The following is a 23494-nucleotide window of genomic DNA, read 5'->3' as shown; positions in this document are numbered from 1 at the left end:
TCCTCCGATCAATAATGTTAGACTTTAACTGCAGTGAGTGTAGAAGATACCAGATCAAGCACTTCTCCGATTGAGTTTATTTGACGATTGTTCTTAATGAGCGCTTTACCAACTGCCAGTGCCTTGCGTTGTGCACGTTCACGTTCAGCAGCGTCCGTAAGGGTATCGATATCAGCGACGTGGGCAAGTCCCACGATGCGGCGTACCATTTTCGCTCCAGTGAAACCAATCGTATCTCGGAATAGTTGCTGTACATACATATTTTGATAACCCGGCGTTTTTGCCATTGGGTCAATGAGATCGGTACTCCACAGTGCACGGAAACGAGTATCGAATTCAGTCCAGACATCACGTACCATGTCCAGCAACTCTTTTTCACGTGTATTCCTTGTGGACTGATCCTGAAAACGGCCAGACAGCGAAACATAATGAAGCAACAGGTTCGCCAGCACGGCGCCTACGTCAAAACCCATCGGCCCATAGAAAGCAAACTCGGGATCAATGACTTTGGTCGACTCAGGTGTGACAAAAATGCTGCCTGTATGCAAGTCGCCGTGAAGAAGTGCTTGCCCATGGGTCAGAAATTTTTCCCTGAGTAGGGCAATCTCCAAATGCAGTACTTCGTCCGTACGAAGCGCTTCAGCTTCATCCTCGATCGCTGCTTCATAGTTGTTATTTTGTGCAATGCGATACGGTTCATCAAAGATCAGGTCTTCTGTTATTTTACATTGGTCAGGGTTGACGAATCGTCCCTGCTGTTCTTTCTTCTGTTGTTGATTCATGCCGAGGTCGGAAGTGAAGAAGAGGGTTCTCGCCATAAACTCCCCAATGTGCTGGGCAAAAAGAGGGTAGGAGGCGCCGTCAATCAGACCTTTACGCATAATAACGTGGTCACTTAAATCCTCCATAACCGTTAATGCAAGATTATCATCATAATGATACACCTCGGGCACCATCCCTGGGCACAGACGATACTCCTCCTGTAATATTTCACGTTCAATGCGAGCACGTACAAGGGAAAGAGGCCAGGATTCGCCAACCACTTTCGCATAAGGAAGCGCCTGTTTGATAATGATACTTTTATCGGAGTTCTGATCTGTGATATGGAAAACGAGGTTCAGRTTGCCGTCCCCAATCTCGTGACAATCCAAATTCGCATCTGCCGCAAATGGACCCGGTAAAGTTTTGGCTAATTCAATCGCTTCTTGTGGGGTTAAAGGATGATATTGAGTCAAAGATGCCACCTCCATATATATGAAGAAACAGGAAAACCCACTTCTTTGCTTGGTTTATGACAGTATATCGGATAAAGCGTGGTTTTTGAACTTTTTTTTGAGACAAGCCTGAGTTGTTGTGATTCGAAGAACGAGCTCACGGGTAAAAATGAATAGGCCGGACGGTTGAATAAAACCGCACCGCACAACACTTCCGCGAAATTAGCGGGTTCTAACATTTACTCTCTGTCTTGCACGCAGGGTCACCTGAAATGATGCTGGACAGCTAAAATTTTAATTTAAAGGATGGGATTAATATGGCTACAAAAAACAAAACAGATCAAGCGAAATCCGTTGAACAAGTACTTAATCGTCAGGTGGCTAACCTGAACGTACTGTATGTCAAAATCCATAACTATCACTGGTACGTAAAAGGCCCGAACTTCTTCACACTGCATGTAAAATTTGAAGAATTTTATAACGAAATCACCGTTCAAATGGATGAAATCGCTGAGCGTCTGCTTACACTGAAAGGCAGCCCGGTAGCAACGATGAAAGAGTATCTGGAGATGGCCTCGATTCAGGAAGCTTCCGGTAAAGAAGATGCTAACGCTATGGTGCAAAACCTGATTGAAGACTTCGCGACACTTTCCAATGAGTATCAAGAAGGAATTGATATGGCCGATGCGGCTGAAGATCAGCCAACTGCAGACATGCTGACAGGCTTTAAAGCAGATCTGGAGAAACATATGTGGATGCTTCGTGCATACCTGGGTTAAACCGTTTCATGGCGGACTCAGATCCGTTCGTGAACCACTTCGGGGTTAATGTTTTCATACGTAAAATCTCAGTGCCGCCTGCTAAATGTTGTCAGATGGGTGTCCGAGCGTCTATACTGCTGTCAAGAGTGACAGGGGAGGGCTAACACAATGTTTGACGCAAGGGCGGTACCGGCATTAAAGGAATGGGCTTCTGCCATCAAAGCGCTGGAAAACGGTCGCCAGATCATGGTGATGCGTAAAGGCGGGATCGTAGAGGAAACAAAACATTTTGAGTTGAAAAGTCCGGCATTTTACTTGTATCCGACTTATGAGCATCAGCGTAAAGAACTGATCAAGTCCTCGGATCAATCCTATGTTGAAGAGTCGCTGGCCGAATGGGTGCCTGAAGCTTCAACCATCCGCATTACAGCGTATGCTGAAGTAACGCAGGATTTGGAGATTCGAGATCAGGAGATGTTGGATCGACTTCTGGAATATCACATGTGGACAGCGGATTTTGCTGAATCCCGCTTAAAGTGGAAAAAGAAAGATCCGCTCCACGTTTTGATTCTCCGTGTGTACCGTCTGCAGGAACCGATGGAGATTCCCGTATTGCCAGAGTATAACGGCTGCCGTTCATGGATTTCCATTCCGAATGGTTTGGTGCCGCGCGGAATGACGCCGGTGCTGGACGTTGCGGATTTTGCCGATCAGGTACAGAAGATTAACGAGACACTCAGAATGTAATTCCTTATTTACGAAAGCTTATTTGAAGTAATTGTAAAGGACTTGTCCAGAAATATGGATAAGTCCTTTTTCATTCCATGTGGAAGCTGAATAAACTGTGAATTTTGTGATTTATATCACTGTCCTACATATGGAAAGTTGTTTTCTGATTTGATTCAAACAATCATTTATTATAGAATCATAAGGAATGAAGTTTTCCGAGAAGGATAAGAATTGATAGGAAATGACTTGATAATCATTGAGAATCAGTTTAGAATTATTCTAAAGTGATTGCTACTCTACAGCGTATGAAGAATGTGAGTTAGAGTGGCAAAGAGAAATTGCTTTACAGAAGTATGAGGAAACAGAGAAAGTCAGGGGAAGCCCTGTTCAGATATAATAGGTGCTTTTTCTTTTCGACAGCAAACATCAATTTAATCAATGGAGGGAAACATTACACATGACTACGAATTTCGTCATTGAAGGTCTGAAAGCGACCATTGAAGGTAAAGAAATCCTGAAAGGCATCAACCTGGAAATGAAAGGTGGAGAAATCCACGCGATCATGGGACCGAACGGAACAGGTAAATCCACGTTGGCTTCTGCTCTGATGGGACATCCTAAATATGAAGTAACAGACGGCACAGTAACTCTCGATGGTGAAGACGTACTGGATATGGCTGTAGATGAGCGCGCACGTGCTGGTCTGTTCCTGGCCATGCAATACCCGAGCGAAATTGCGGGCGTAACCAACTCGGACTTCTTGCGTAGTGCAATCAACGCTCGCCGCGGTGAAGGTAATGAGATTTCCCTGATCAAGTTCATTCGTCAAATGGAAGGAAAAATGAAAGAACTTGATATGAACCCTGAGTTTGCTCATCGTTACCTGAACGAAGGTTTCTCCGGTGGTGAGAAAAAACGGAACGAAATTTTGCAAATGATGCTGCTTGATCCTAAAATTGTTGTACTTGACGAGATCGACTCCGGTCTGGACATCGATGCCCTGAAAATTGTCGCAGACGGTGTAAATGCAATGAAGAGCGAAGATCGCGGTTTCTTGATCATCACGCACTATCAACGTTTGCTTAACTACATCACTCCAGACTATGTACACGTTATGATGCAAGGCCGTATCGTGAAATCTGGTGGACCTGAACTGGCTCAACGTTTGGAAGCTGAAGGTTATGACTGGGTAAAAGCAGAACTGGGAATTACAGACGAAACTGTAGGTCAAGAAGCGTAAAGACAAAACGGAGGAGGATAATAGATGACTACACAAACAATTCTTCCGGTTGAATCTGAAGCGCTTCGCGCCTTGTCGGAAAGTAATAATGAACCCGGCTGGTTGACTGAGCAGCGGCTCGAAGCTTTGAAGCTTGCGGGCGAGCTGGCGCTTCCCAAACTGGAAAAACAAAAAATCGAACGCTGGAGTATCAGCGAGTATGGCACATATAAAGCAGGTGCAGTGATTTCATCGCTGGAAGAAGTACCTGCATCAATCAAAGATCTGGTTCAAGATCAAGCAGAAGGCAGTCTGGTGATCCAGCGCAATTCTGGTGCAGTATATTCCAAGTTGTCTGCTGATCTGGCAGCCCAAGGGGTTATCTTCACTGATCTGGCTACTGCTGTTCGTGAACATGCTGACCTGGTCAAGTCTTACCTGAACACAGCAGTCAAAGCCGATGAACATTCCATTGCCGCATTGCATGCAGCCTTGTGGAATGGCGGGGTGTTCCTGTACGTACCGAAAAATGTAAACATTGAAGTTCCACTGCAAGCGGTAATGCTTACAGACGATGCATCTGCAACTTTTGCACCTCACGTACTCGTTGTGGCAGAAGCAAACAGCTCGGTGACTTACGTTGACAACTATGTGTCTGGTGAGCTCTCTGCACCGGTATTCCATAACGGAGTTGTGGAAGTATTCGTAAAAGCGGGTGCAAAAGTACGCTTCGCGACCGTTCACCAACTGAACGTTAACGTAACGGATGTATCCTTCCGACGTGCTGTTCTGGAAAATGACAGCTCCATTGAGTGGATCGTTGGTGAAATGAATAATGGTGATACGGCAAGCAACACGATGAGTGTCTTGAAAGGCAATGGGTCCACTTCGGATTCCAAAGTGATTGCGGTTGGTTCCGGTTCACAGAAGATTAACTATACAACCGAAGCTCGTCACTTCGGTAAAAATACGCCAAGTCAAATGATTACACGTGCGGTTATGCGTGAAGAAGCTTCGGCAATCATCAACGGCATTACCAAGATCGAAAAAGGCGCTACAAGAGCTGATGGACAGCAAACCGAGAAAGTATTGATGCTTAGCCCTAAAGCACGTGGAGATGCCAACCCGATCCTTCTGATTGATGAGGATGATGTAACAGCAGGTCACGCGGCTTCTGTAGGTCAAGTGAATGCGGAGCAAATCCATTACTTGATGTCTCGCGGGATTAACCGTACGGATGCGGAACGCCTGATCATTTATGGCTTCCTTGCACCGGTGGTGGCGGATATTCCTTTGGAAGCACTGCGTACCCAATTGCAGTCCCTGATTGAGAAGAAGCTGGGACAATGAACCCATCCATTCGCGAGCAGTTCCCGATCCTCCACCAGGAAATCAATGGACACCCGCTCGTATATCTAGACAGTGCTGCAACTTCACAAAAGCCTCGTGCTGTGATTGATGCGGTTAAACATTATTATGAATATGAGAACTCCAACGTGCATCGCGGTGTGCATACACTCGGAAGCCGGGCAACGGACGCTTATGAAGGTGCTCGTGAGAAGGTTGCCAAGTTTATCAACGCTCGCCGTACGCAGGAAATCATCTTCACACGTGGCACAACGACTGCCTTGAATCTGGTAGCTTCGTCTTATGCCCGTGCCAACTGCAAAGAAGGCGATGAAATTGTCCTTACGCAGATGGAGCATCATAGTAACCTGATTCCTTGGCAGCAAGTTGCCAAGGAGACAGGTGCCACATTGAAGTACATTCCGCTGCAGGCAGACGGTCATATCGAGTTGTCTGATGTGGAGCAAACGATAACGAGCAATACTAAAATTGTCGCTATTGCCTATGTATCCAATGTGATGGGACTCGTACATCCCGTTAAACAGATCGCTGAAATCGCCCATCGCAACGGTGCAGTTATTGTTGTGGATGGCGCACAAAGCACACCGCATATGAAGGTGGATGTGCAAGATCTGGACTGTGATTTCTATGCGCTGTCTGGTCACAAAATGTGCGGACCGACCGGTATCGGTGCTCTCTACGGCAAAAAGGCGCTGCTGGAGTCCATGGAACCGATTGAATTCGGCGGTGAAATGATTAATGACGTGGGATTGTACGATTCCAATTGGAAAGAACTGCCGTGGAAATTTGAAGGCGGAACCCCGATTATTGCGGGAGCAGTAGGATTGGGCGCTGCCATTGATTTTCTGGAGCAGATCGGCATGGATGAAATTGCTCATCATGAAGGTGTACTGGCTGCTTATGCAACGGAACGCCTATCAGAGATTGATGGACTCAGCATCTATGGACCAGCTAAACGTCATGTTGGTGTAGTGACCTTTAACTTGGGAGATGTTCATCCCCATGATGTGGCAACTGTGCTGGATGCGAGCGGTATAGCTATTCGTGCAGGACATCACTGCTGTCAGCCGCTGATGCGCTGGCTTGAAGTAAGCTCAACGGCTCGTGCGAGCTTTTATCTATACAACAACGAGCAAGATGTAGATCGGCTTGTCAGCGCCTTAATCCAGACAAAGGAGTATTTCGGCGATGCAACTTGATGATCTGTACCGGCGTGTTATAATGGACCATTACAAAAACCCGCGTAACCGCGGAACGTTTGACAATGACGTCGTTACGGTGAATTTAAACAATCCAACGTGCGGCGACCGGATTTCACTGCAGCTGATGCTGAATGACGGAATCGTTCAGGAGGCCAAGTATACGGGGGAAGGCTGTTCGATCAGCATGTCTTCGGCATCGATGATGACCGAGGCTGTCAAAGGCAAGACGATTGAACAGGCACTCGATTTGGCTAACCGTTTCTCCTCACTGATGCAAGGGGAAGAAGTCGATTTCGACGATTATGAAGATCTCGAAGCCCTATCCGGTGTAAACAAGTTCCCTGCACGCATCAAATGTGCCACTCTGGCCTGGAATGCATTACGCAAAGGAATTGACGAAGAGGACAATGTACAATAACGATAGGGAGGTCGAGTAAGATGGCTAAAAAAGCACCAGAAATGGAAGAGTATAAATATGGTTTTCGCGATGAGCATAAATCTATCTTTCAAACCGGCAAAGGTCTGACGGCAGAAGTTGTAACGGAAATTTCCAAAATCAAGAACGAACCGGAGTGGATGTTGGAATTTCGTTTGAAATCCTTGAAACAGTTCGAGAAAATGGCAATGCCTAAATGGGGCGGCGATCTGGACGGACTGGACTTTAATGAAATTCAATACTATGTTCGCCCTTCGGAAAAGCAAGGAAAAACATGGGAAGAGGTTCCTTCCGAAATCAAAGAAACGTTTGATAAACTGGGTATTCCGGAAGCGGAGCAAAAGTTCTTGGCAGGGGTATCGGCTCAGTATGAGTCCGAGGTTGTATATCACAACATGCAAAAAGAACTGGAAGACCAAGGTGTAATCTTCATGGATACGGATACGGCTCTGAGAGAGCACCCGGAAATCCTGCGTGAATATTTTGCGACTGTTATTCCGCCAGCAGATAACAAATTTGCTGCGTTGAACAGTGCGGTATGGTCTGGAGGAAGCTTCATCTACGTACCAAAAGGCGTAAAATGTGAAGTACCTCTACAAGCATATTTCCGGATTAACTCCGAAAACATGGGCCAATTCGAACGTACATTGATCATTGCAGACGAAGACAGCTTCGTTCACTATGTAGAGGGATGTACTGCTCCAATTTACAGCACAAACTCCCTGCACAGTGCAGTAGTTGAGATCATCTGTAAGAAAAATGCGCGTGTTCGTTACACAACGATTCAAAACTGGGCACCAAACATCTACAACCTCGTTACCAAACGTGCGGTTGCTGAAGAGAACGCAACGATGGAATGGGTCGATGGTAACATCGGTTCCAAACTGACGATGAAATACCCAGCGGTTGTACTGAAAGGCCGTGGTGCTAAAGGTTCCGTTCTGTCCATCGCTGTTGCAGGTAAAAACCAGCACCAGGATGCAGGCGCGAAAATGATTCACCTCGCTCCGGATACAACTTCCACGATCGTATCCAAGTCGATCAGTAAACATGGGGGCAAAGTAACGTACCGTGGTCTGGCTTCCTTTGGACGCCAAGCTGAGGGCGCGAAATCCAACATCAAATGTGATACACTCATTCTCGATAATGAGTCCACATCGGATACGATTCCTTACAACGAAATCATGAATGATAACATCATGTTGGAGCATGAAGCAACGGTATCGAAAGTGTCTGAGGACCAACTCTTCTACTTGATGAGTCGTGGTCTGACCGAAGCTGAAGCTACACAGATGATCATCATGGGCTTTATCGAGCCATTCACAAAAGAATTGCCGATGGAGTATGCCGTTGAGATGAATAGATTGATTAAATTCGAGATGGAAGGTTCCATCGGTTAACACATATGAAATGGGAAAAGACGAACTGTCATGGTTCGTCTTTTTTTTTGCCATAAAGAGAGTAATCCCTGATTTTAATTGCAAAAATAAGACTTAGAGCACAGGCCAATTCATAGAGTTAAGCATTAAATGATAGAAAAGGATGTGATGCTATGAATGCAAACCCTTTCGAAGGGTATCGAATTACCAGTTCATTCGGTTATCGAATTCATCCTATACATGGAGGCCAGACGTTTCATCGAGGGGTAGACCTGGTCACCGACCCTTGGAACGGCCCTGTATACGCTTTTCTTGAAGGAACGGTACGTTTTGCTGCGGAAGGACGCACAGGCTCCGGCTTTGGGGGATACGGGCTCACCGTGGCGTTGGAGGATCATCGTGAATACCTGCATTGTTATGCTCATCTTTCTCGTATTGCTGTCCGTGCAGGCCAGAAGGTGAAGCGAGGTCAGCTTATTGGATATCAGGGTAGCACAGGGCAAAGCACAGGTCCGCATGTACATTATGAGATTCGTAAAACAAGCTCACCTTCATACGGATACACTGCGAGTGAAAATGGAGTTGTTGAACCTACAGCATATTTGTTAAAAGAATATGGAACAGTCTCGCAGGAAGAGGAGGGCCCGCCAATGACAAGTGAGGAAAAGCAATTGTTGGTGCTGATGCAGAAGCAACTGGAGCTTCAAGGGAAGTGGATCCAAGAGCAGAAGCGATTATCCAAAATGAGCTGCCCTGACTGGGCGCAGGAAGCACTGGCTTATTATCGTCCTTTTATTCAGGATGACACAGGAAGTTATGACTTTTGGAGAACACTTGTGATCATGTATCGGAAGGAAAGAGGAGTACAGATACAAAAAGAGGACTGAATGTCCTCCCACTTTAAGAAGTATAAATTCAACTCCTATGGGCTATAAACCAAATTGCGAAGATTGCCGATTCGCCCGGTTCCTCTGGCGGGAAAGCGTCATATGTTAGGGTATACCTGATAAAGAGGAGGCAATCACATGAGCGAAGTAGGTTATGGCTGTAAAGGCAACGTTGGTGGTGTAGGCGGTGTAGGTGGGTACAATCCATGTACGTCGGTTGGCGCTATCTTGGTACTGTTCATCTTGTTGGTTATCATTACAAAAGCATTCTGTGTGTAACTCAATCGACTGAATATACGTAAGACAGATCAAGGGAAGCTCAGCTGAGCTTCCCTTTTCTTTTTTTTTTCTGTTATATTGACTTATTGCACGTAAATCTCAACGATAGCAATATCTCTTTCTTTGGCTAAATCAATAAACGCCGTAGAGGTCTGAACGAGTGGGCGGAAGTAGTCGGCTGGATTATTCATGACGATGACACCAGTCTGTCCTGTTGTAAGGAGTACTTTTTTGCCTATAAAATTCGGAAGCATATGTTTAATCAGTTCCTGGGTAGCTTCGCCATTCAACTGACCGAAACTGAGGCTGTACAACTCACACAGAACAGAAATCAGCTCTTGTTTGGTTTGGTATACCCGATTTGTTGTCATCGCACTGTATACGTCAGCTACAGCTGTTATACGAGCATAAGGATGGATTTCATCCCCTCGCAAGCCATGTGGATAACCACTCCCATCTTCACGTTCATGATGTTGGAGGGCAACCATAGCGATGATTTCATCTTCAGTGGAAGCTTTAATAATATCGTAACCGTAAAAGGTGTGTTTTTTCATTTCTGTGAATTCTTCTGTCGTTAGTTTGCCTGGTTTATGTAAGATTTCAGAAGGAATTTTGGACTTGCCAATATCATGAAGATACCCTGCTTTGGCTACCGTAAGACATTCATCGGGACTATAACCCATCCAGCCGGCAATATAAAAAGCGAGCATACCGACCTGCAAGGAGTGATTGTAAGTGTAGTCACTGTCTCCATCCAGCATAAGCAGCAGGGAAACAACGTCTTTTTGTTTCTCGAGTTGTCCCGTTAAGGTTCCCAAAATTTCATCAACCTGTGACTCATCAATAAAGCCTTTTTCTATGGCTTGTTGGAACAGAGATTCTGTGCCTTTGATCGTGTCGTTAAACAGATTGGTTAACAGACGGGTCTGATCGGAAGGCAAGTTTTGTTCATCAGAGTGAAGGTTGGATGTATGTTCTACATCTGCGAAATCAATTCCATGATGCAGCAGTTTAGATATATCATCTTCACTGAGAACGGAACCTTTCATCAGCATGTGGAGACCTGAAGTGTTGTAGATATCATTTTTTAGCAGGTCGCCGGGTTTAAGATCTGTAACATGCACTCTCACGTATAAACCACCTTTTCCTCGACTTATATCGACACATATCATTATAATAACAAGAAAAAAATGGGTTGACAACGACTTATTTACTGTTCATTTACCTCTGTAAACAGCGGATAGACCCATTTTTTCTAGTCCAAAGGGTTCCAGGGGCCTAGTTGATGGCCTTTCCACTCCGAGCCGTCTTCCCAAATTTCCTTTTTCCAGATTGGTACGGTTTGCTTCAACCTTTCAATGGCATAACGGCTGGCATCGTAACAGTCGCTGCGATGAGGCGAGGATACCGCGATAACGACACTGATCTCGGCGATGTCAACTTTGCCGATTCGATGACTGATTGCACAGCGTACACCTGGCCAGCGTTCTGCAATTTCTGTGCCAATTGCAGCCATTTGGGACAGAGCCATAGGTACATATGCTTCATATTCCAGATGTACCGTGCGCTGTTCACCGGTCATTTCCCGTGTCGTACCTACAAAAGTTAAGGCAGCACCGTGATTGGCGGTGATGACCAAATTAGTGGCCTCCTCAACAGACAAGGGAGCATCGGTAATCAGAAACAGACCGTCTTCTGTGCGATGTTCCTGTGTACGTGGTTTGTTCTCATCCGGATTCATAGTACCGTCACCTCCGGATACAGGAGGAATCAATGCCAATTCGTCATCTGCTGTAAGTAATGTATCGGCAGGAGCGTAGCTCTGGTTTACTGCAAGAAATGAGGAACGGATCTGCGATGCAGCTTCAGGATAAGCCTGACTCAATTGTTCTTTAAGTTTAGAGGCCGTAGGTGCATCACCGTCATACTCAAATTCCAATTGGGATGTATTTAAACGTTCTGCAATACCTGCAAATAGTTGAATTGTCAATTTCATGGAATGAATCGCTCCTTTTTGATCTCTAAACCCTATAAATATATCATAACGACGTAGAAAATGTTATGCTTATCCATTAGAAGAATGTACGTTTAATGAACGGCAGGGGAGGCAGTGTAATGCGCAGCAGCGAGAAGCAAACATTAACGATTCTGCATACCAATGACATACACAGTCATTTTGGCTCCATGAGCGCGATCGCTGCTATGATCAATGAGGAACGTGCCCAAGGTGGGCACTTGCTTGTCCTGGATATTGGCGACCATATGGATCGAATGGCAGTTGAAACGGAAGGCACATTAGGTATGGCTAACGTAGATGTGCTGAATCTGACAGGCTATGACGCCATTACGATTGGAAATAATGAGGGGCTAACCTTTACACCAGACCAGCTCGCGCAGTCTTATACCGGACTACTCTGTCCGATTGTATGCGGCAATGTGCTAGAACAGGATACAGGACGTCCTCCAGTTTGGATGAAGCCTTGGACTATTATTGAAAAGGGACCTTTTCGTATTGGTCTGCTGGGAGCAACCGCACCATTTAACACCTTCTATGAACTGCTGGGCTGGCAAGTAACGGATCCCATAGAAACGTTAAGAGAGCAAGTTAAGACGTTGCGTGAGCAAGTGGATGTGATTATAATTTTGTCCCACCTGGGTCTTTCAACGGATAAAAGACTGGCAGAGCAGGTCGCTGGCATTGATGTTGTTTTAGGTGGGCATACCCATCATATACTGGAAGAGCCTCTGATAACGGATAAGACCGTGCTGGGAGCAGCGGGGAAATTTGGGCAATGGCTCGGGAAAGTCGTACTGGAAAGAGCAGGAGAATCAGAGCCTCTGCAGCTGGTGAGCAGTGGTTGTGTACCCGTACAAAGCAACCTGCTGGAGGAAAAGGTGTCCTTGGCTATTGCTACGAATCGTGCGGAAGCTGAAAGAATGCTGGATCAGACAGCTGTCATCACAGATCGGATGCTGCCCGTTTTTTACGAGATGGAATCTCCCTTCGCTACATTACTTGCACAAGCCGTCCGGCATTTTACGAGAGCTGAGTTATCGCTTGTCAATGCAGGGCAGTTGCTCGGAAATCTCCCACAGGGAAGCATTACCAAAGGAATGTTACATTCCCTATGTCCTTCTCCTATAAATGCTTGTACAATAAGCTTGAATGGTTATCAGATTCGTGAAGCACTTGAGCAGTCACTGCTGGAAGAGTTCATCTCTAAACCCATAGTGGGATTTGGTTTTCGAGGGCGAATTCTCGGGACGTTATGTGTCGACGGATTGGAAATTCGATATGACCCCAACGCGCCAGCCTATGATAAGATCAAATCCATTTATGTGAATGGTGAAGCTATGGATAATCAGCGTGAATATGTCATTGGAACGCTTGACATGTTCACGTTTAATGTGGGGTATCCTTCTTTGGCTCAAGGAAGCAACATACAATATTATCTTCCGGAATTTATACGGGATTTGTTGGAAGAGGAATTGAAACGGCCAGGGGCGGTGGAGGAGAGTCTGCGCAAACGCTGGTTACAAGGTTAAAGCTCGAACAAGACTGCCTTCTGCTGATGCGGCGGCTAGTGTTCATTACATCTACGGAGCGGGAGAGGATAGGCTGTGCGTTTAGTACATATAAACTTATTGCAGCCTGGCATGAAGCTGGGGAAACGAATTTATAGTGAAGAAGGTCTGGTTTTACTCAGTGAAGATGTAGAACTGACGAGCCGATTAATCGGACGGTTGAAAGATCTGGGGATTGGATATGTCTATATTCAGGATGCTGCGACAGAAGACATTATCGTGCCGGACATGTTACAGGAAGAAACTAAGCGAAGGGCACTTGTGGAGATCAAACAGCAATTTCAACATATGTCTGGCCTCAAAAGTAAAAACCGGATCACGCACTTTGGTAAAGCGCTGAGCGGTGTAATGAACAGCATTCTGGAGGATATCGGCAGTCAAAAAGAAGCGATGATCATGTTAATGGACATGAACTCCAGCGATTTTGACCTATATAATCACTCGTTGAATGTTTGTGTGTATACACTTGTACTCGGGGTGGCCTCTGGTTATACGCGCCAGCAGCTTATGGAGATTGGTCTTGGTGCCCTTTTGCATGATATTGGAAAAACACAGATTTCCTCCGACATATTACATAAACCTTCTCGACTTAGTGATGAGGAATACAAAATCATTCAGCAGCATACAACGTATGGACACCGTATTCTCAAGGATGAACCCGGGATTCCTCTACTCGCAGCACATTGTGCGCTCCAGCATCATGAACGAATTGACGGCAGTGGCTATCCTTTCGGTTTGAAAGGCAATGAAATCCATGAATATGCGAAGTGGATTGCTCTTGCCGATTCTTATGATGCGATGACAACCAATCGGGTCTATCGCCAAGCCTTATTGCCACATCAAGCCGTAGAAGTGCTGTACACAGGCTCTGGAACCCTTTATGAGCAGTGGATGCTTGAACAGTTTAGAGACTGTGTCGCGATCTATCCCGTAGGTATTTCCGTAACACTCAGTACTGGAGAAGTTGGCGTCGTAGCAGCGATTCAACCTCGGGTGCCACAGCGGCCGTTAATTCGTGTTATCAAGGATGCTGAAGGGCAGGTGCTCAGTGCACCGTACGAAATAAACCTTGCGACGAAGCTTTCCGTTATGATTACAGGAGTGGAGGGCGTGGGGAATTCTGCTTCTCTTCTGAAGCATGAACAGTTGAATAGTTGAGCAAACGAAGTTTAGAGTAAGCGCTCAGGCGGTCATATCGGGAACGTGAAGCTAATTTCCGAATGAAACATGAGCGTTTTTTGTCATGTAATGGTCAGGGTTTGGCTGTGCAGGAAGATTCATAATTGTGCTATGATAAAAGATAACTCCCAAAAAAGGTATCTAAGATATGATGTAAATAAAACTTTTTAGGTTAATAAAAGGAATAAGGTGAAGAACTATGACCATGCTAAACTCAGGATCGGTACAACCGATGCCTTTATCGCCAACGAATGATCCGTGGGATCCGATTGGCTCTCTGCGTACATATGGCCGCCATGTGCTGACCAGTGTAGAAATGACAGTGACACATCTGTGCAACATGCGCTGTGAGCACTGTGCCGTAGGGGATATGCTTACGATGCAAGAGGCACCCTCACTTCCGCTCTCACTCATGTTGAAACGATTGGATGAAGTAGAGCATCTGCAGACGATCAGTCTGACGGGCGGTGAACCCAGCTTTAGCCAAAAGACGGTGGATGAGATGATCATTCCTCTGCTTAAATATGCTAAGGACCGCGGAGTTCGCTCGCAAATCAATTCCAATCTGACGCTGGATATCAGTCGATATGAAAAGTTGCTTCCATACCTGGATGTGATGCACATTTCCTTCAACTATTTGAACGCGGATGATTTCCATCAGGTCGGCTTTGCCAACAGTGGTAGAGAGGTGAAACGTGAAGTTGCCGTGAAGATGTATGAAAAGATGATTGAGAACGCCCGTAAGTTGAGTGAGGCTGGCATGTTTATCTCTGCTGAGTCGATGATTAATTATCGTACGCACGATAAGCTGGAGGGCATTCATCAACTGATCCGGGAAATGGGCTGTGTACGGCATGAAGTACATCCGATGTATAATTCCAACTTTGCATCTTCTCTACCGGTATTGTCGCTGGATCACATGAGATCTGCCATTCACCGTTTGCTTGATGTACGTGATAAAGATATGTGGATGCTCTTCGGAACGTTGCCTTTCTTCGCTTGCAGTGCGGCTGAGCAGGATCGTGAGCTGATTAACCGATTGTACAGTGAACCTAATGTGACTGTTCGTAATGATCCAGATGGACGCAACCGTGTGAATGTCAATATGTTTACGGGTAACGTATACGTGACTGATTTTGCAGATATCCCTGCATTCGGTAATATTCATGATCGTAAACTGGATGATGTATTTCACGAATGGTCTGCGGAGCACCCGCTCAATCAGACCGTAAACTGCCATTGTGATATTGCATCCTGTTGCGGACCCAACTTGCTTGTTGCTGATATGTACTATAAAGGCGTGGACTTCAAATCTAGAAAAGCTATTTTACGTTAATATTCCAGCTGCATTCCTGAAATAGACAGAGAAGGGGAGTTACATCTTGGGCATTCACACCGAATTTCACTTTGGACAGCTGGTATTTAATCTGGTTTGTGTCTTTTTGCTCGTATTTCTGAATGGTGTATTTGTCGCAGCAGAGTTCTCTCTGGTCAAAGTAAGACAGACACGCCTGACACAATTGCAGAGTGAAGGAAACCGCCTGGCTGGTTATGCCTTGAAGGTGAACGGTAAACTGGATGCCTATCTGTCGGCAACTCAGTTCGGGATTACACTGACATCTCTCGGACTGGGCTGGTTAGGGGAACCGGCAATCTCCAAACTACTTGTTGAACCACTGATGTTTAAGCTAGGCGTTTCCGATACAAGCCTGATTACAACGGTATCCGTTATTATCGGATTTTGCATTATCACATTTTTGCACATTGTTCTTGGTGAGCTGGCTCCTAAATCGCTTGCGATTCAAAAAACGGATGGGGTAGCGCTGCTTTTATCGGCACCGTTACTGTTATTTTATAAAATTTTCTTCCCGTTCATCTGGGTTCTTAACGCATCAGCGAATGCTTTATTACGTCTGGCTGGTATTGAACCGGCGAGTGAAAGTGAAGCCCATTCAGAAGATGAGCTTCGCATCCTGATGAAGCAGAGTGCCAAAAGCGGGGTCATCGACAAGGATGAGATCAAACTAATGGATAATATCTTTGATTTCTCCGACATGCTGGCGCGGGAGGTCATGCTGCCTCGCACAGATATGGACTGTTTGTATACCCATCTGTCGCTGGAGGAAAATCTAAAGATCATCAATGCAACGAAACATTCCCGATACCCGGTAGCGGGGGAAGATAAAGACGAGATTATTGGATTTATCCATATTACGGACCTGCTACTGGCGGAGCCAGAGCAACAACAGGATCTGGCTTCAATGGTGCGTCCGATTCTGAACGTACCCGAGTCGATGGAGATCAGTCATGTATTACGTCTGATGCAGAAAAAACATTCTCAGATGACCCTTGTCGTAGATGAATATGGGGGTACTGCAGGATTGCTCACAGCAGAAGAGATTCTGGAAGAGATCGTTGGGGATCTTTATGATGAGTTCGAAGATGAGCGTCCACATATGGAACGGATCGGTGATGCGTTTTCGATCGACGGACGTTCGCTGATTGAAGAAGTTCATGAATGGACGGGAGCAATTATAGAGGACGAAGAAGTAGATACCATTGGCGGCTGGTTGTTCAAGGAACTGGAGGGTAGTCCGGCCAAAGGGAGAACGCGTGAACGGAACGGCTATGTTTTTGAAGTCGAAGAGTCTACACGTTTACGAATTAATCGGGTCAAAGTATACAAGCAGACGAGAGCAGAAGAGACAAGCACAGAAGATGAGCAGTGAACTGCTGCCGACTCAAAATCATGATAAATGTAGTAAATAATCAAGACCCTTGGAAGCAGCGCTAAGCTGGCTTTCAAGGGTCTTTTTTGAACCGTGAGAATAAGCTTTTTACGAAATAGCAAAATTCTTCGCACAGTTTCTGCAAAAAGGGATTATCCTGCCCAATACGACATATGGTTATAAGGACAGGAAATGATGGGAATATACTGCATGTTATGAAGGAACGAAAGAATGCATATCAGCGGATGATAAAGGAGGCGTTTTGATTGAAAGATCCTCAGGTTCGGGCTTATGTTCCTTTTGTGGGTCCATTTGATCCGTGTAAACCTCTAGGTATTCGTACGTATCTGGTTCCACCGCAATTATTTATTCCCTTTCAGCCGATGGGGTGGCCGCAGTATAGTCCTGCCGAAGCCTTAAGATTAGGTACATTGTGGCCAGCATTGTATAGTCCGTACACTTCGAAGAAAACAAAGGAAAGGGCGGTGGAGAGTGATGGAGAAGGAACAGCCGAAGGCCTGTGATGCCAAGTATTACGAACTGTTGGAGGAACTGCAGGCGCTGGATTTTGTCTTGGTCGAGCTAAATCTGTATTTGGATACACATCCGGGGGATTTTCAAAGTATTGAGCAGTACAATAAATTCAGCCAGGAACGGATGCGTGTTGCACACGAGTTTCAGCAGTTATATGGTCCGCTGACGAATTTTGGTCATTCTTTTTCCAAGTATCCGTGGGAGTGGTCCCAGACACCATGGCCTTGGCAAGTATAAAATCAAAGGAGGCTTCCTGTACATGTGGGTTTATGAAAAGAAATTGCAATACCCGGTTCGGGTGAGTAAATGTGATCCTCATATGGCGAAGCTGTTGATGGAACAATATGGTGGTGCAGACGGAGAACTCGCGGCAGCCTTACGCTATCTGAATCAGCGTTATACCATCCCAGACAAAATTATCGGTCTGTTAAATGATATCGCGACGGAGGAATTTTCTCACTTGGAGATGATTGCAACGATGATCTACAAGCTCACCAAGGATGCCACGATTGAGCAATTGGAGCAGGCTGGTTTGGATGCTCACTATGCAGGACATGATCGGGCGCTTTTTTATAACAACGCTGCTGGTGTACCCTTCACAGCCTCCTATATTCAAGCAAAGGGCGACCCCATCGCCGATTTGTACGAGGATATCGCAGCTGAAGAGAAAGCCAGGGCTACATATCAATGGTTAATTGATTTAACGGATGACGTGGACTTGCAAGACAGTCTGAAATTTTTGCGGGAACGCGAGATTGTGCACTCTCTACGGTTCAGGGAGGCCGTTGAGATTTTGAAGGACGATCGGGAAACAAAGAAAATATTTTAATGAGGAGCAAGCAGACATACAGTCAGAAGAGATAACGGGCAGTCCAAGTGGGCTGCTTTTTTGTGTAGGATGCATTCGATTACATAAATAAAATCAAAAAAAGGACGAGTGATCAAGGTTGTTGACCCCAAAGTCGTCCTGCAGAATTAACCTAATGTATGAATAAGTGCTTTTAGTATTCAACGACCATGGCAACATTTTGCCATCCAGCTCCAACGGTCCAGAACAATACTTTGTCACCGCGCTGTATCTTGCCGGAGGTTATCGCTCGATGCAGTGCTATAAATGGGCTGCTGGTGGAGGTGTAACCGAACTCGTCTCCAATATAGATAGCGATTTCATCATCAATACCGATATTTTCGGATACCGCGCGGATGTTCGCAATCGACAGCTGGGAGAAACATGCAGCTTTGACCTCATCCGGCCTGATTTCATTCCGTGTCAGCAACGTACGAATAGAGTCTGAAGCAGCATCGACACAGATTGAATCGTCAAACGGTGTGAACTTCACATGAAAAGCTCCTGCATCCACACCGGTACTTCCTAGCTTAGCTAGTCCTTCGGCTGGAAAAAGGGAATTTTGATACACACAGGTATCCGTCTGATAGATGGAATCGATAAACCCAACGGCATGTTCATCCCGTTCTACAATTACGGCTGCGGCAGCATCTCCGAAATTTGCAAAATAAACCGGATCATCCGGACTGGCATGAGGAGCGATATAGTCTGAACCGATGATCAAAGCCCRCTTGATTCTGGGATTGCCGAGCATTTGCCGAGCTACCTGCTCAAAAGCCGCAGTCATACCTGCGCAGTTGGCATTACTATCAATACAGATGGTATGGGGTGCTCCGCTGATCAAATGGTGAATCATTAAGGAATTCGTAGGGAAAATATATTCTGGTGTTTGGCTTGCATACGCAATCAAGTCGATATCTTGGCCGGTGAATCCGGTTTTAGCGAGCACATTTTGGGTTGCCTCGAAGGCCATCGTCAGTGAATTTTCGTCATCGCGATCAATTTTGTAACGTGATTCACGTCCGAGTGCTTTTAACAAACCACGAATATCGACCCCTCTGGCATCAAAATGTTCAATATAAAAGTCATTGTGCACCTTGGTTTCAGGGTGATACATATCGATATCTACAATACGAATTCCAGCCATCGTCATCCTCCTCTTAAGTGGAAAGGCAGAGCTGCTATTAAAACACCAAACGAGTCAGGGAGTTACGCCGAAATGATTTCCAGATTTTCCAGCCCTACGGTTCGGCCAAGTCTGGCAAGCTGCATTTTTAATATGGCATTGTTCTCGAGGGTCAGGACTACTTTTTTGTATTCATCCTTTTTGAACATGGTCAAGCATCCCTCAAGAAGAGGTACAATCTCAGGGGCAGTGACATTCAGCTTTTTGCAGTCAATATCCAGGTTAAACTCCTTGGTATTGATAGAGGCGATTGTATCCTGATACGCCGAGATCGAACGAAGACCGTCCTCTTGAGAAAAGGAACCTTCCAATTCAATGTGCAACACCTTGTTTGAAGCGTCTGTTTTTAGAATGAATTTTCCCATTACGTGTTCTCTCTCCTTTGTAATATGAGTGAAAGCTATCCTCTATGGAATGATGCCGTCCATTAGACCCTAAAGAGAAGGGGACCAGGTTGTTAAGCCGGAAGGATAATTTACCCATATTATAAAGGTAATAATGTAAAAAGATCAATAAAAAGGTCGAATGGTGTATAAAAATGTAGAACATTGAATTACTGGATTTCCTCAAGCGTGGCAAGCAACACATTAAAAGCACTGATAATACGCGGAGCACCTACACAAGGCGCCAGATGGAGTAATACGCCCTTCAGTTCATCTACCGTAACCCCTACGCTTAGAGCCATAGCATAATGAACACCGAGCTGTTCGAACTGTCCCTGCGTGATTAAAGACGAAATAATAGCGACTTCTTTCCATTGGTCTGTGATTGTTGTACGTTGAAAAATATCACCATATGCCGTTCCCATAATAAATTCGGACAACTCAGGGAAATGCTCTTTAATCGGGGCCAGTGCCTTTGCACCATATTCCCCTGAAAGCTTGGCAAAGCGGTCTAACCCTTGTGTCACCTGTTCACTCATGATTCGTTCCTCCTAATCCAAATTGACAACGCGGTGAGCTGTTGGCGGAATTTCATCCCGATCGGTTAACAGTTCGATAACAACGACTTGTTTTAGCTCCAGAGATGCCTCCAATGCTGCAGAGAACTGTGATAACGTTTCTGCACGAAAAGCCGTAGCTCCCAGAGATTCAGCGAATTTGACGGCATCCATTGGAACCTCGAATAGTGTGCCATCCGTGCGTCCCGTCGTTTTTTCCATACCTTTCAGTGCCATGTCCAGCTGTTTGTTATTTACAACGATAAAAATGACAGGAATATTTTTGCATACGGCGGTATTAATTTCCGAGCCCAGCATCATGAAACATCCGTCTCCGGTGATGCATACAACCGTTTCATCTGGTGAAGCGGCCTTGGCGCCAATAGCCATGCCGATAGCATTTCCCATACAGGCAAAATAGGCATCAAATATGAAACTGCCGGGTTTCTTCACTTTGTAACGCTGAACGGCATGAAAGCCATGGCTGCCATCATCAACGAACAACTTATGATCGTAGGGAAGTAGGTCGCTCATCTGATCCAGCACGGAAGCAAGGGACAAATGCGGTAGTTCCGGTAACGGTGATTGATATTCAAATGACTCTGAGACACCTTCAGAAGCAGATGCAAGAGAGGACGGCAGGGTGCTGAGCAGATATTGCAGATTGTTTTTGATGTCGCCTGTGATATGTAAGGTCTGAGATTGAAGGATTTTCCCTACGAAAGTGGGATCAGTATCCATCTGTATCAACTGCTTAGGATGATTATGCGGCTTGAGATTACAGAGCGTCATATCGCTAAGCCTCGATCCGAGAACAATATAAAGATCACTTTCATTCAGCATCTCGTCACCATGAGGGAACCCGCCTACGCCACATGGACCGTGATACAAGGGATGATCCCATGCGATGGCTCCTTTGCCGCCTGGAGTTGTCACAACAGGAATCTTTAATATCTCAGCCAGTTGCCGCAATTCTTCATGTGCCCCGGAACGAGTTACGCCTTTCCCTGCAATGATCAATGGACGCCGGGCTTGCTGAGTTAAAGGCAGTATTCGATTCAGATTATGGATGCTAATCAATGGCTCAGGTTCAGGAATAACGATATGGCACGCTGGAAGCTGCTCGGTTTGTACGTCAAAAGGGAGACAAAGATGGACAGGGCCTTTGTTCGGGCCTAGTGCAATCGAAATCGCATGATTCAGGATGGTTCCAAAGTGATCTCCACGCTCAACCAGTTTACTAAACAGTGTAGCAGGTCTGAACATTTCGGCCAGATCGGCCAAGTAAGAAGAGGAATCCTGGCACTGTGGGATGCCCAGTTCCTGAATGGATTGATGACCAGTAAGGAATAAGACGGGAAGGTTGTTGGCTTTGGCATGAGCTGCTGCTGTGAGCAGATTGGTTCCTCCAGGGCCCGAGGTGGCAAAAGCCACTCCCAGGCGGCCTGTCTGCAATGCGTAACCCGATGCAGCAAAGCCTGAACTGGCTTCATGGCGGCCAGGGATAAAATCTATTCCGTAATCTACCATTTTCAGAAGAGCAGGACAGATTGATTTTCCGATAATACCGAATACATGAGTGACACCCAGATTGCGTAGTGTTTCTGCTAAATAGTCCGCAACAGTTCTCACGCGTGGACACCTCGTTTCAAGTAGTAGGTTTTTAGAACCAGGCGGCTTATCCGATTGTGCATGTTAGTATTTGTCTAAGGTTGTAAGAAGAAGGATTACTTGGCATTAGAAATCGTATCTTTTTTTGTGGTTTTTTGTCAATCTTTTTCCTGATTCAAATTTCCTAATGCTTAAGATGTGAATGATTTGATTTTTTGTGAATCCGATTTCACATATAGAAAGCAGGTTCTGCAACTTAATACCTAGTTACATTAACGCAATGATGCAACAACGCAATGAATAAACAGAATTTCTATATGTTGAACTATTTGTATACACGTCGTCGGAGTGGATGGTATGTAATCTTTAAATCAACTTAAATAACATCAGATTTCTGATATACTGAGAATGAATTGGAGGGGATGCAATGACATCATTGAAAATGGCTGTAATCGGCCTAGGTAAGATGGGTTTACATATGATTCATCAAGCGGAGAATACATCAATGGATGTACCCGTTGAGATTACTGCGGTGTGTGATGCGAATGAGCAAGGATTGCAAGCTTTTGCATCAACTCATCCATCGGTGAAAACATATCTTGACTACAAACAGCTTCTGGATGAGCAGCAGATTGACCTCGTGTATATTGCTGTACCACCTAAATATCATTATCCGGTCGTTATGGAAGTGTTGAAGCGCGGGATTCATGTATTCTGTGAGAAACCGCTCGCGAATAGTTTAGACGAAGCACGCAGGATGGTGGAAGCCGCGGAGCAAGCTGGCGTGGTTCACGCTGTTCATTTTTCGATGCCGCATGAATCTGCCGTGTTAAAGCTGAAAGAGATGGTTAAACAACAGACAGTAGGCGACATTCGCAAAATCGATCTGATTCTGCAATTCCCGCAGTGGCCGCGCTCATGGCAGCAGAATGATTGGATTACAAGCCGTGATCAGGGAGGATTCATCCTTGAAGTTGGCATACACTGGATTCATATGATCCAAAATGTATTCGGGCGGCTCCGTGTACTGAACGCTCAAGTGACTTATCCGGCAGATCAACCGGATGCATGTGAACAGGAAGTACAAGCTGTGCTTGAAGTAAAGGACGGACCCCGTGTTCATCTACAGGGGATTTCTCATTTTGCGGGTGAAGAGAGAGTATCCATGATTGTGTACGGCACCGAAGGTACCCTTGCGCTGGAAAACTGGGAGGAACTGATGAGTGGGCAGATCGGACAGCCGCTTTCTCCCGTAGAAGTGCTGGAATCCTCTAATGAGTTGCCTGTTCTGAAACATGTAATCGCAACAATTCAGGGCAAACCTGGCAGAATTTATACGTTCCACGATGGTTATGAGGCACAGCAAGTGCTTGAAGCACTTCGGAACAGCCATTAAATAAATCTTACTC

Annotated in this window: 24 protein-coding genes; 17 read left to right on the top strand and 7 right to left on the bottom strand. The window is 45.6% G+C overall.

The window, feature by feature from the left end; genetic code table 11:
• Positions 1-17: 17 nt before the first annotated feature.
• Positions 18-1235: an S-methyl-5-thioribose kinase gene (gene mtnK / locus AB4Z30_RS09815; protein ID WP_441925700.1), complete on the bottom strand. Its 1218-nt coding sequence runs from the start codon at positions 1233-1235 to the stop codon at positions 18-20.
• A 296-nt stretch (positions 1236-1531) separates the two neighbouring features.
• Here mtnK and AB4Z30_RS09810 point away from each other — a divergent pair, with 296 nt between their 5' ends.
• The 9 genes from AB4Z30_RS09810 to AB4Z30_RS09770 all read left to right on the top strand — a co-directional run bounded on the left by AB4Z30_RS09810 (position 1532) and on the right by AB4Z30_RS09770 (position 9474).
• Positions 1532-1993, top strand: coding sequence for a Dps family protein (locus tag AB4Z30_RS09810; protein ID WP_441925698.1), 462 nt, complete (start codon positions 1532-1534; stop codon positions 1991-1993).
• A 150-nt stretch (positions 1994-2143) separates the two neighbouring features.
• Positions 2144-2722, top strand: a complete 579-nt coding sequence (locus AB4Z30_RS09805) for a DUF1802 family protein (protein WP_441925696.1) — start codon at positions 2144-2146, stop codon at positions 2720-2722.
• A 439-nt stretch (positions 2723-3161) separates the two neighbouring features.
• Positions 3162-3944 carry a Fe-S cluster assembly ATPase SufC gene (gene sufC / locus AB4Z30_RS09800; RefSeq protein WP_441925694.1) on the top strand — a complete coding sequence of 261 codons (783 nt, stop codon included), beginning with the start codon at positions 3162-3164 and terminating at the stop codon, positions 3942-3944.
• Positions 3945-3968: 24 nt separating this feature from the next.
• The gene (sufD, locus tag AB4Z30_RS09795; RefSeq protein ID WP_441925692.1) at positions 3969-5273 is read left to right on the top strand and encodes a Fe-S cluster assembly protein SufD; all 1305 of its coding nucleotides are present in this window, start codon (positions 3969-3971) and stop codon (positions 5271-5273) included.
• Entirely contained in the window at positions 5270-6490 is a 1221-nt protein-coding gene (locus AB4Z30_RS09790; protein WP_441925690.1) for a cysteine desulfurase, read from the top strand. The genes sufD and AB4Z30_RS09790 overlap by 4 nt, the downstream gene beginning before the upstream one ends.
• Positions 6480-6911, top strand: coding sequence for a Fe-S cluster assembly sulfur transfer protein SufU (sufU, locus tag AB4Z30_RS09785; protein ID WP_090920111.1), 432 nt, complete (start codon positions 6480-6482; stop codon positions 6909-6911). Before AB4Z30_RS09790 ends, sufU begins: the two co-directional genes overlap by 11 nt.
• Before the next feature lie 20 nt (positions 6912-6931).
• On the top strand, positions 6932-8329 hold the full coding sequence (gene sufB / locus AB4Z30_RS09780; RefSeq protein ID WP_434752004.1) for a Fe-S cluster assembly protein SufB: 1398 nt from the start codon (positions 6932-6934) through the stop codon (positions 8327-8329).
• A gap of 152 nt (positions 8330-8481) precedes the next feature.
• The gene (locus AB4Z30_RS09775) at positions 8482-9195 is read left to right on the top strand and encodes a M23 family metallopeptidase (RefSeq protein WP_441925687.1); all 714 of its coding nucleotides are present in this window, start codon (positions 8482-8484) and stop codon (positions 9193-9195) included.
• A 138-nt stretch (positions 9196-9333) separates the two neighbouring features.
• A complete protein-coding gene (locus AB4Z30_RS09770; protein ID WP_167375722.1) occupies positions 9334-9474 on the top strand; it encodes a hypothetical protein in 141 nt (46 codons plus the stop codon).
• Between the two features lie 83 nt (positions 9475-9557).
• On the opposite strand, the gene AB4Z30_RS09765 is transcribed toward AB4Z30_RS09770, so the two are convergent.
• Positions 9558-10604, bottom strand: coding sequence for an HD-GYP domain-containing protein (locus tag AB4Z30_RS09765; protein ID WP_441925684.1), 1047 nt, complete (start codon positions 10602-10604; stop codon positions 9558-9560).
• A gap of 125 nt (positions 10605-10729) precedes the next feature.
• Complete coding sequence (locus AB4Z30_RS09760) at positions 10730-11470, bottom strand: molybdenum cofactor biosynthesis protein (protein ID WP_441925682.1); 741 nt, start codon at positions 11468-11470, stop codon at positions 10730-10732.
• Between the two features lie 119 nt (positions 11471-11589).
• Between AB4Z30_RS09760 and AB4Z30_RS09755 the strand changes: the two genes are divergently transcribed.
• The 7 genes from AB4Z30_RS09755 to AB4Z30_RS09725 all read left to right on the top strand — a co-directional run bounded on the left by AB4Z30_RS09755 (position 11590) and on the right by AB4Z30_RS09725 (position 18330).
• Positions 11590-13020: a bifunctional metallophosphatase/5'-nucleotidase gene (locus AB4Z30_RS09755; RefSeq protein ID WP_441925680.1), complete on the top strand. Its 1431-nt coding sequence runs from the start codon at positions 11590-11592 to the stop codon at positions 13018-13020.
• 75 nt (positions 13021-13095) lie between these two features.
• Positions 13096-14217 carry an HD-GYP domain-containing protein gene (locus AB4Z30_RS09750; protein WP_441925678.1) on the top strand — a complete coding sequence of 374 codons (1122 nt, stop codon included), beginning with the start codon at positions 13096-13098 and terminating at the stop codon, positions 14215-14217.
• Between the two features lie 220 nt (positions 14218-14437).
• Positions 14438-15574, top strand: coding sequence for a radical SAM/CxCxxxxC motif protein YfkAB (yfkAB, locus tag AB4Z30_RS09745; RefSeq protein WP_441925676.1), 1137 nt, complete (start codon positions 14438-14440; stop codon positions 15572-15574).
• 46 nt (positions 15575-15620) lie between these two features.
• Positions 15621-16967: a hemolysin family protein gene (locus AB4Z30_RS09740; RefSeq protein WP_441925674.1), complete on the top strand. Its 1347-nt coding sequence runs from the start codon at positions 15621-15623 to the stop codon at positions 16965-16967.
• 266 nt (positions 16968-17233) lie between these two features.
• Positions 17234-17491, top strand: a complete 258-nt coding sequence (locus AB4Z30_RS09735; RefSeq protein WP_441925672.1) for a spore coat associated protein CotJA — start codon at positions 17234-17236, stop codon at positions 17489-17491.
• Complete coding sequence (locus tag AB4Z30_RS09730) at positions 17463-17738, top strand: spore coat protein CotJB (protein ID WP_441925670.1); 276 nt, start codon at positions 17463-17465, stop codon at positions 17736-17738. Before AB4Z30_RS09735 ends, AB4Z30_RS09730 begins: the two co-directional genes overlap by 29 nt.
• Positions 17739-17760: 22 nt before the next feature.
• Positions 17761-18330 carry a manganese catalase family protein gene (locus tag AB4Z30_RS09725; RefSeq protein WP_441925668.1) on the top strand — a complete coding sequence of 190 codons (570 nt, stop codon included), beginning with the start codon at positions 17761-17763 and terminating at the stop codon, positions 18328-18330.
• A 172-nt stretch (positions 18331-18502) separates the two neighbouring features.
• Here AB4Z30_RS09725 and AB4Z30_RS09720 read toward each other — a convergent pair whose 3' ends face one another.
• From AB4Z30_RS09720 to AB4Z30_RS09705, 4 genes are all read right to left on the bottom strand, one after another.
• Positions 18503-19495, bottom strand: a complete 993-nt coding sequence (locus tag AB4Z30_RS09720; protein WP_441925666.1) for a 3-oxoacyl-[acyl-carrier-protein] synthase III C-terminal domain-containing protein — start codon at positions 19493-19495, stop codon at positions 18503-18505.
• 62 nt (positions 19496-19557) lie between these two features.
• Positions 19558-19899 carry a hypothetical protein gene (locus AB4Z30_RS09715; RefSeq protein ID WP_441925664.1) on the bottom strand — a complete coding sequence of 114 codons (342 nt, stop codon included), beginning with the start codon at positions 19897-19899 and terminating at the stop codon, positions 19558-19560.
• Between the two features lie 188 nt (positions 19900-20087).
• Positions 20088-20456, bottom strand: coding sequence for a carboxymuconolactone decarboxylase family protein (locus AB4Z30_RS09710; RefSeq protein ID WP_441925662.1), 369 nt, complete (start codon positions 20454-20456; stop codon positions 20088-20090).
• 12 nt (positions 20457-20468) lie between these two features.
• Positions 20469-22106, bottom strand: coding sequence for a thiamine pyrophosphate-binding protein (locus AB4Z30_RS09705; RefSeq protein ID WP_441925660.1), 1638 nt, complete (start codon positions 22104-22106; stop codon positions 20469-20471).
• Between the two features lie 406 nt (positions 22107-22512).
• On the opposite strand from AB4Z30_RS09705, the gene AB4Z30_RS09700 reads away from it, so the two are divergent.
• Entirely contained in the window at positions 22513-23481 is a 969-nt protein-coding gene (locus AB4Z30_RS09700) for a Gfo/Idh/MocA family protein (RefSeq protein ID WP_441925658.1), read from the top strand.
• The last annotated feature ends 13 nt before the right edge of the window (positions 23482-23494 follow it).

The sequence above is a fragment of the Paenibacillus sp. 2TAF8 genome, assembly GCF_052114825.1.
Lineage (GTDB): Bacteria > Bacillota > Bacilli > Paenibacillales > Paenibacillaceae > Paenibacillus.
The sequence above is the reverse complement of the archived record's forward strand: the minus strand, read 5'-3'. Positions and strand labels throughout refer to the sequence as shown.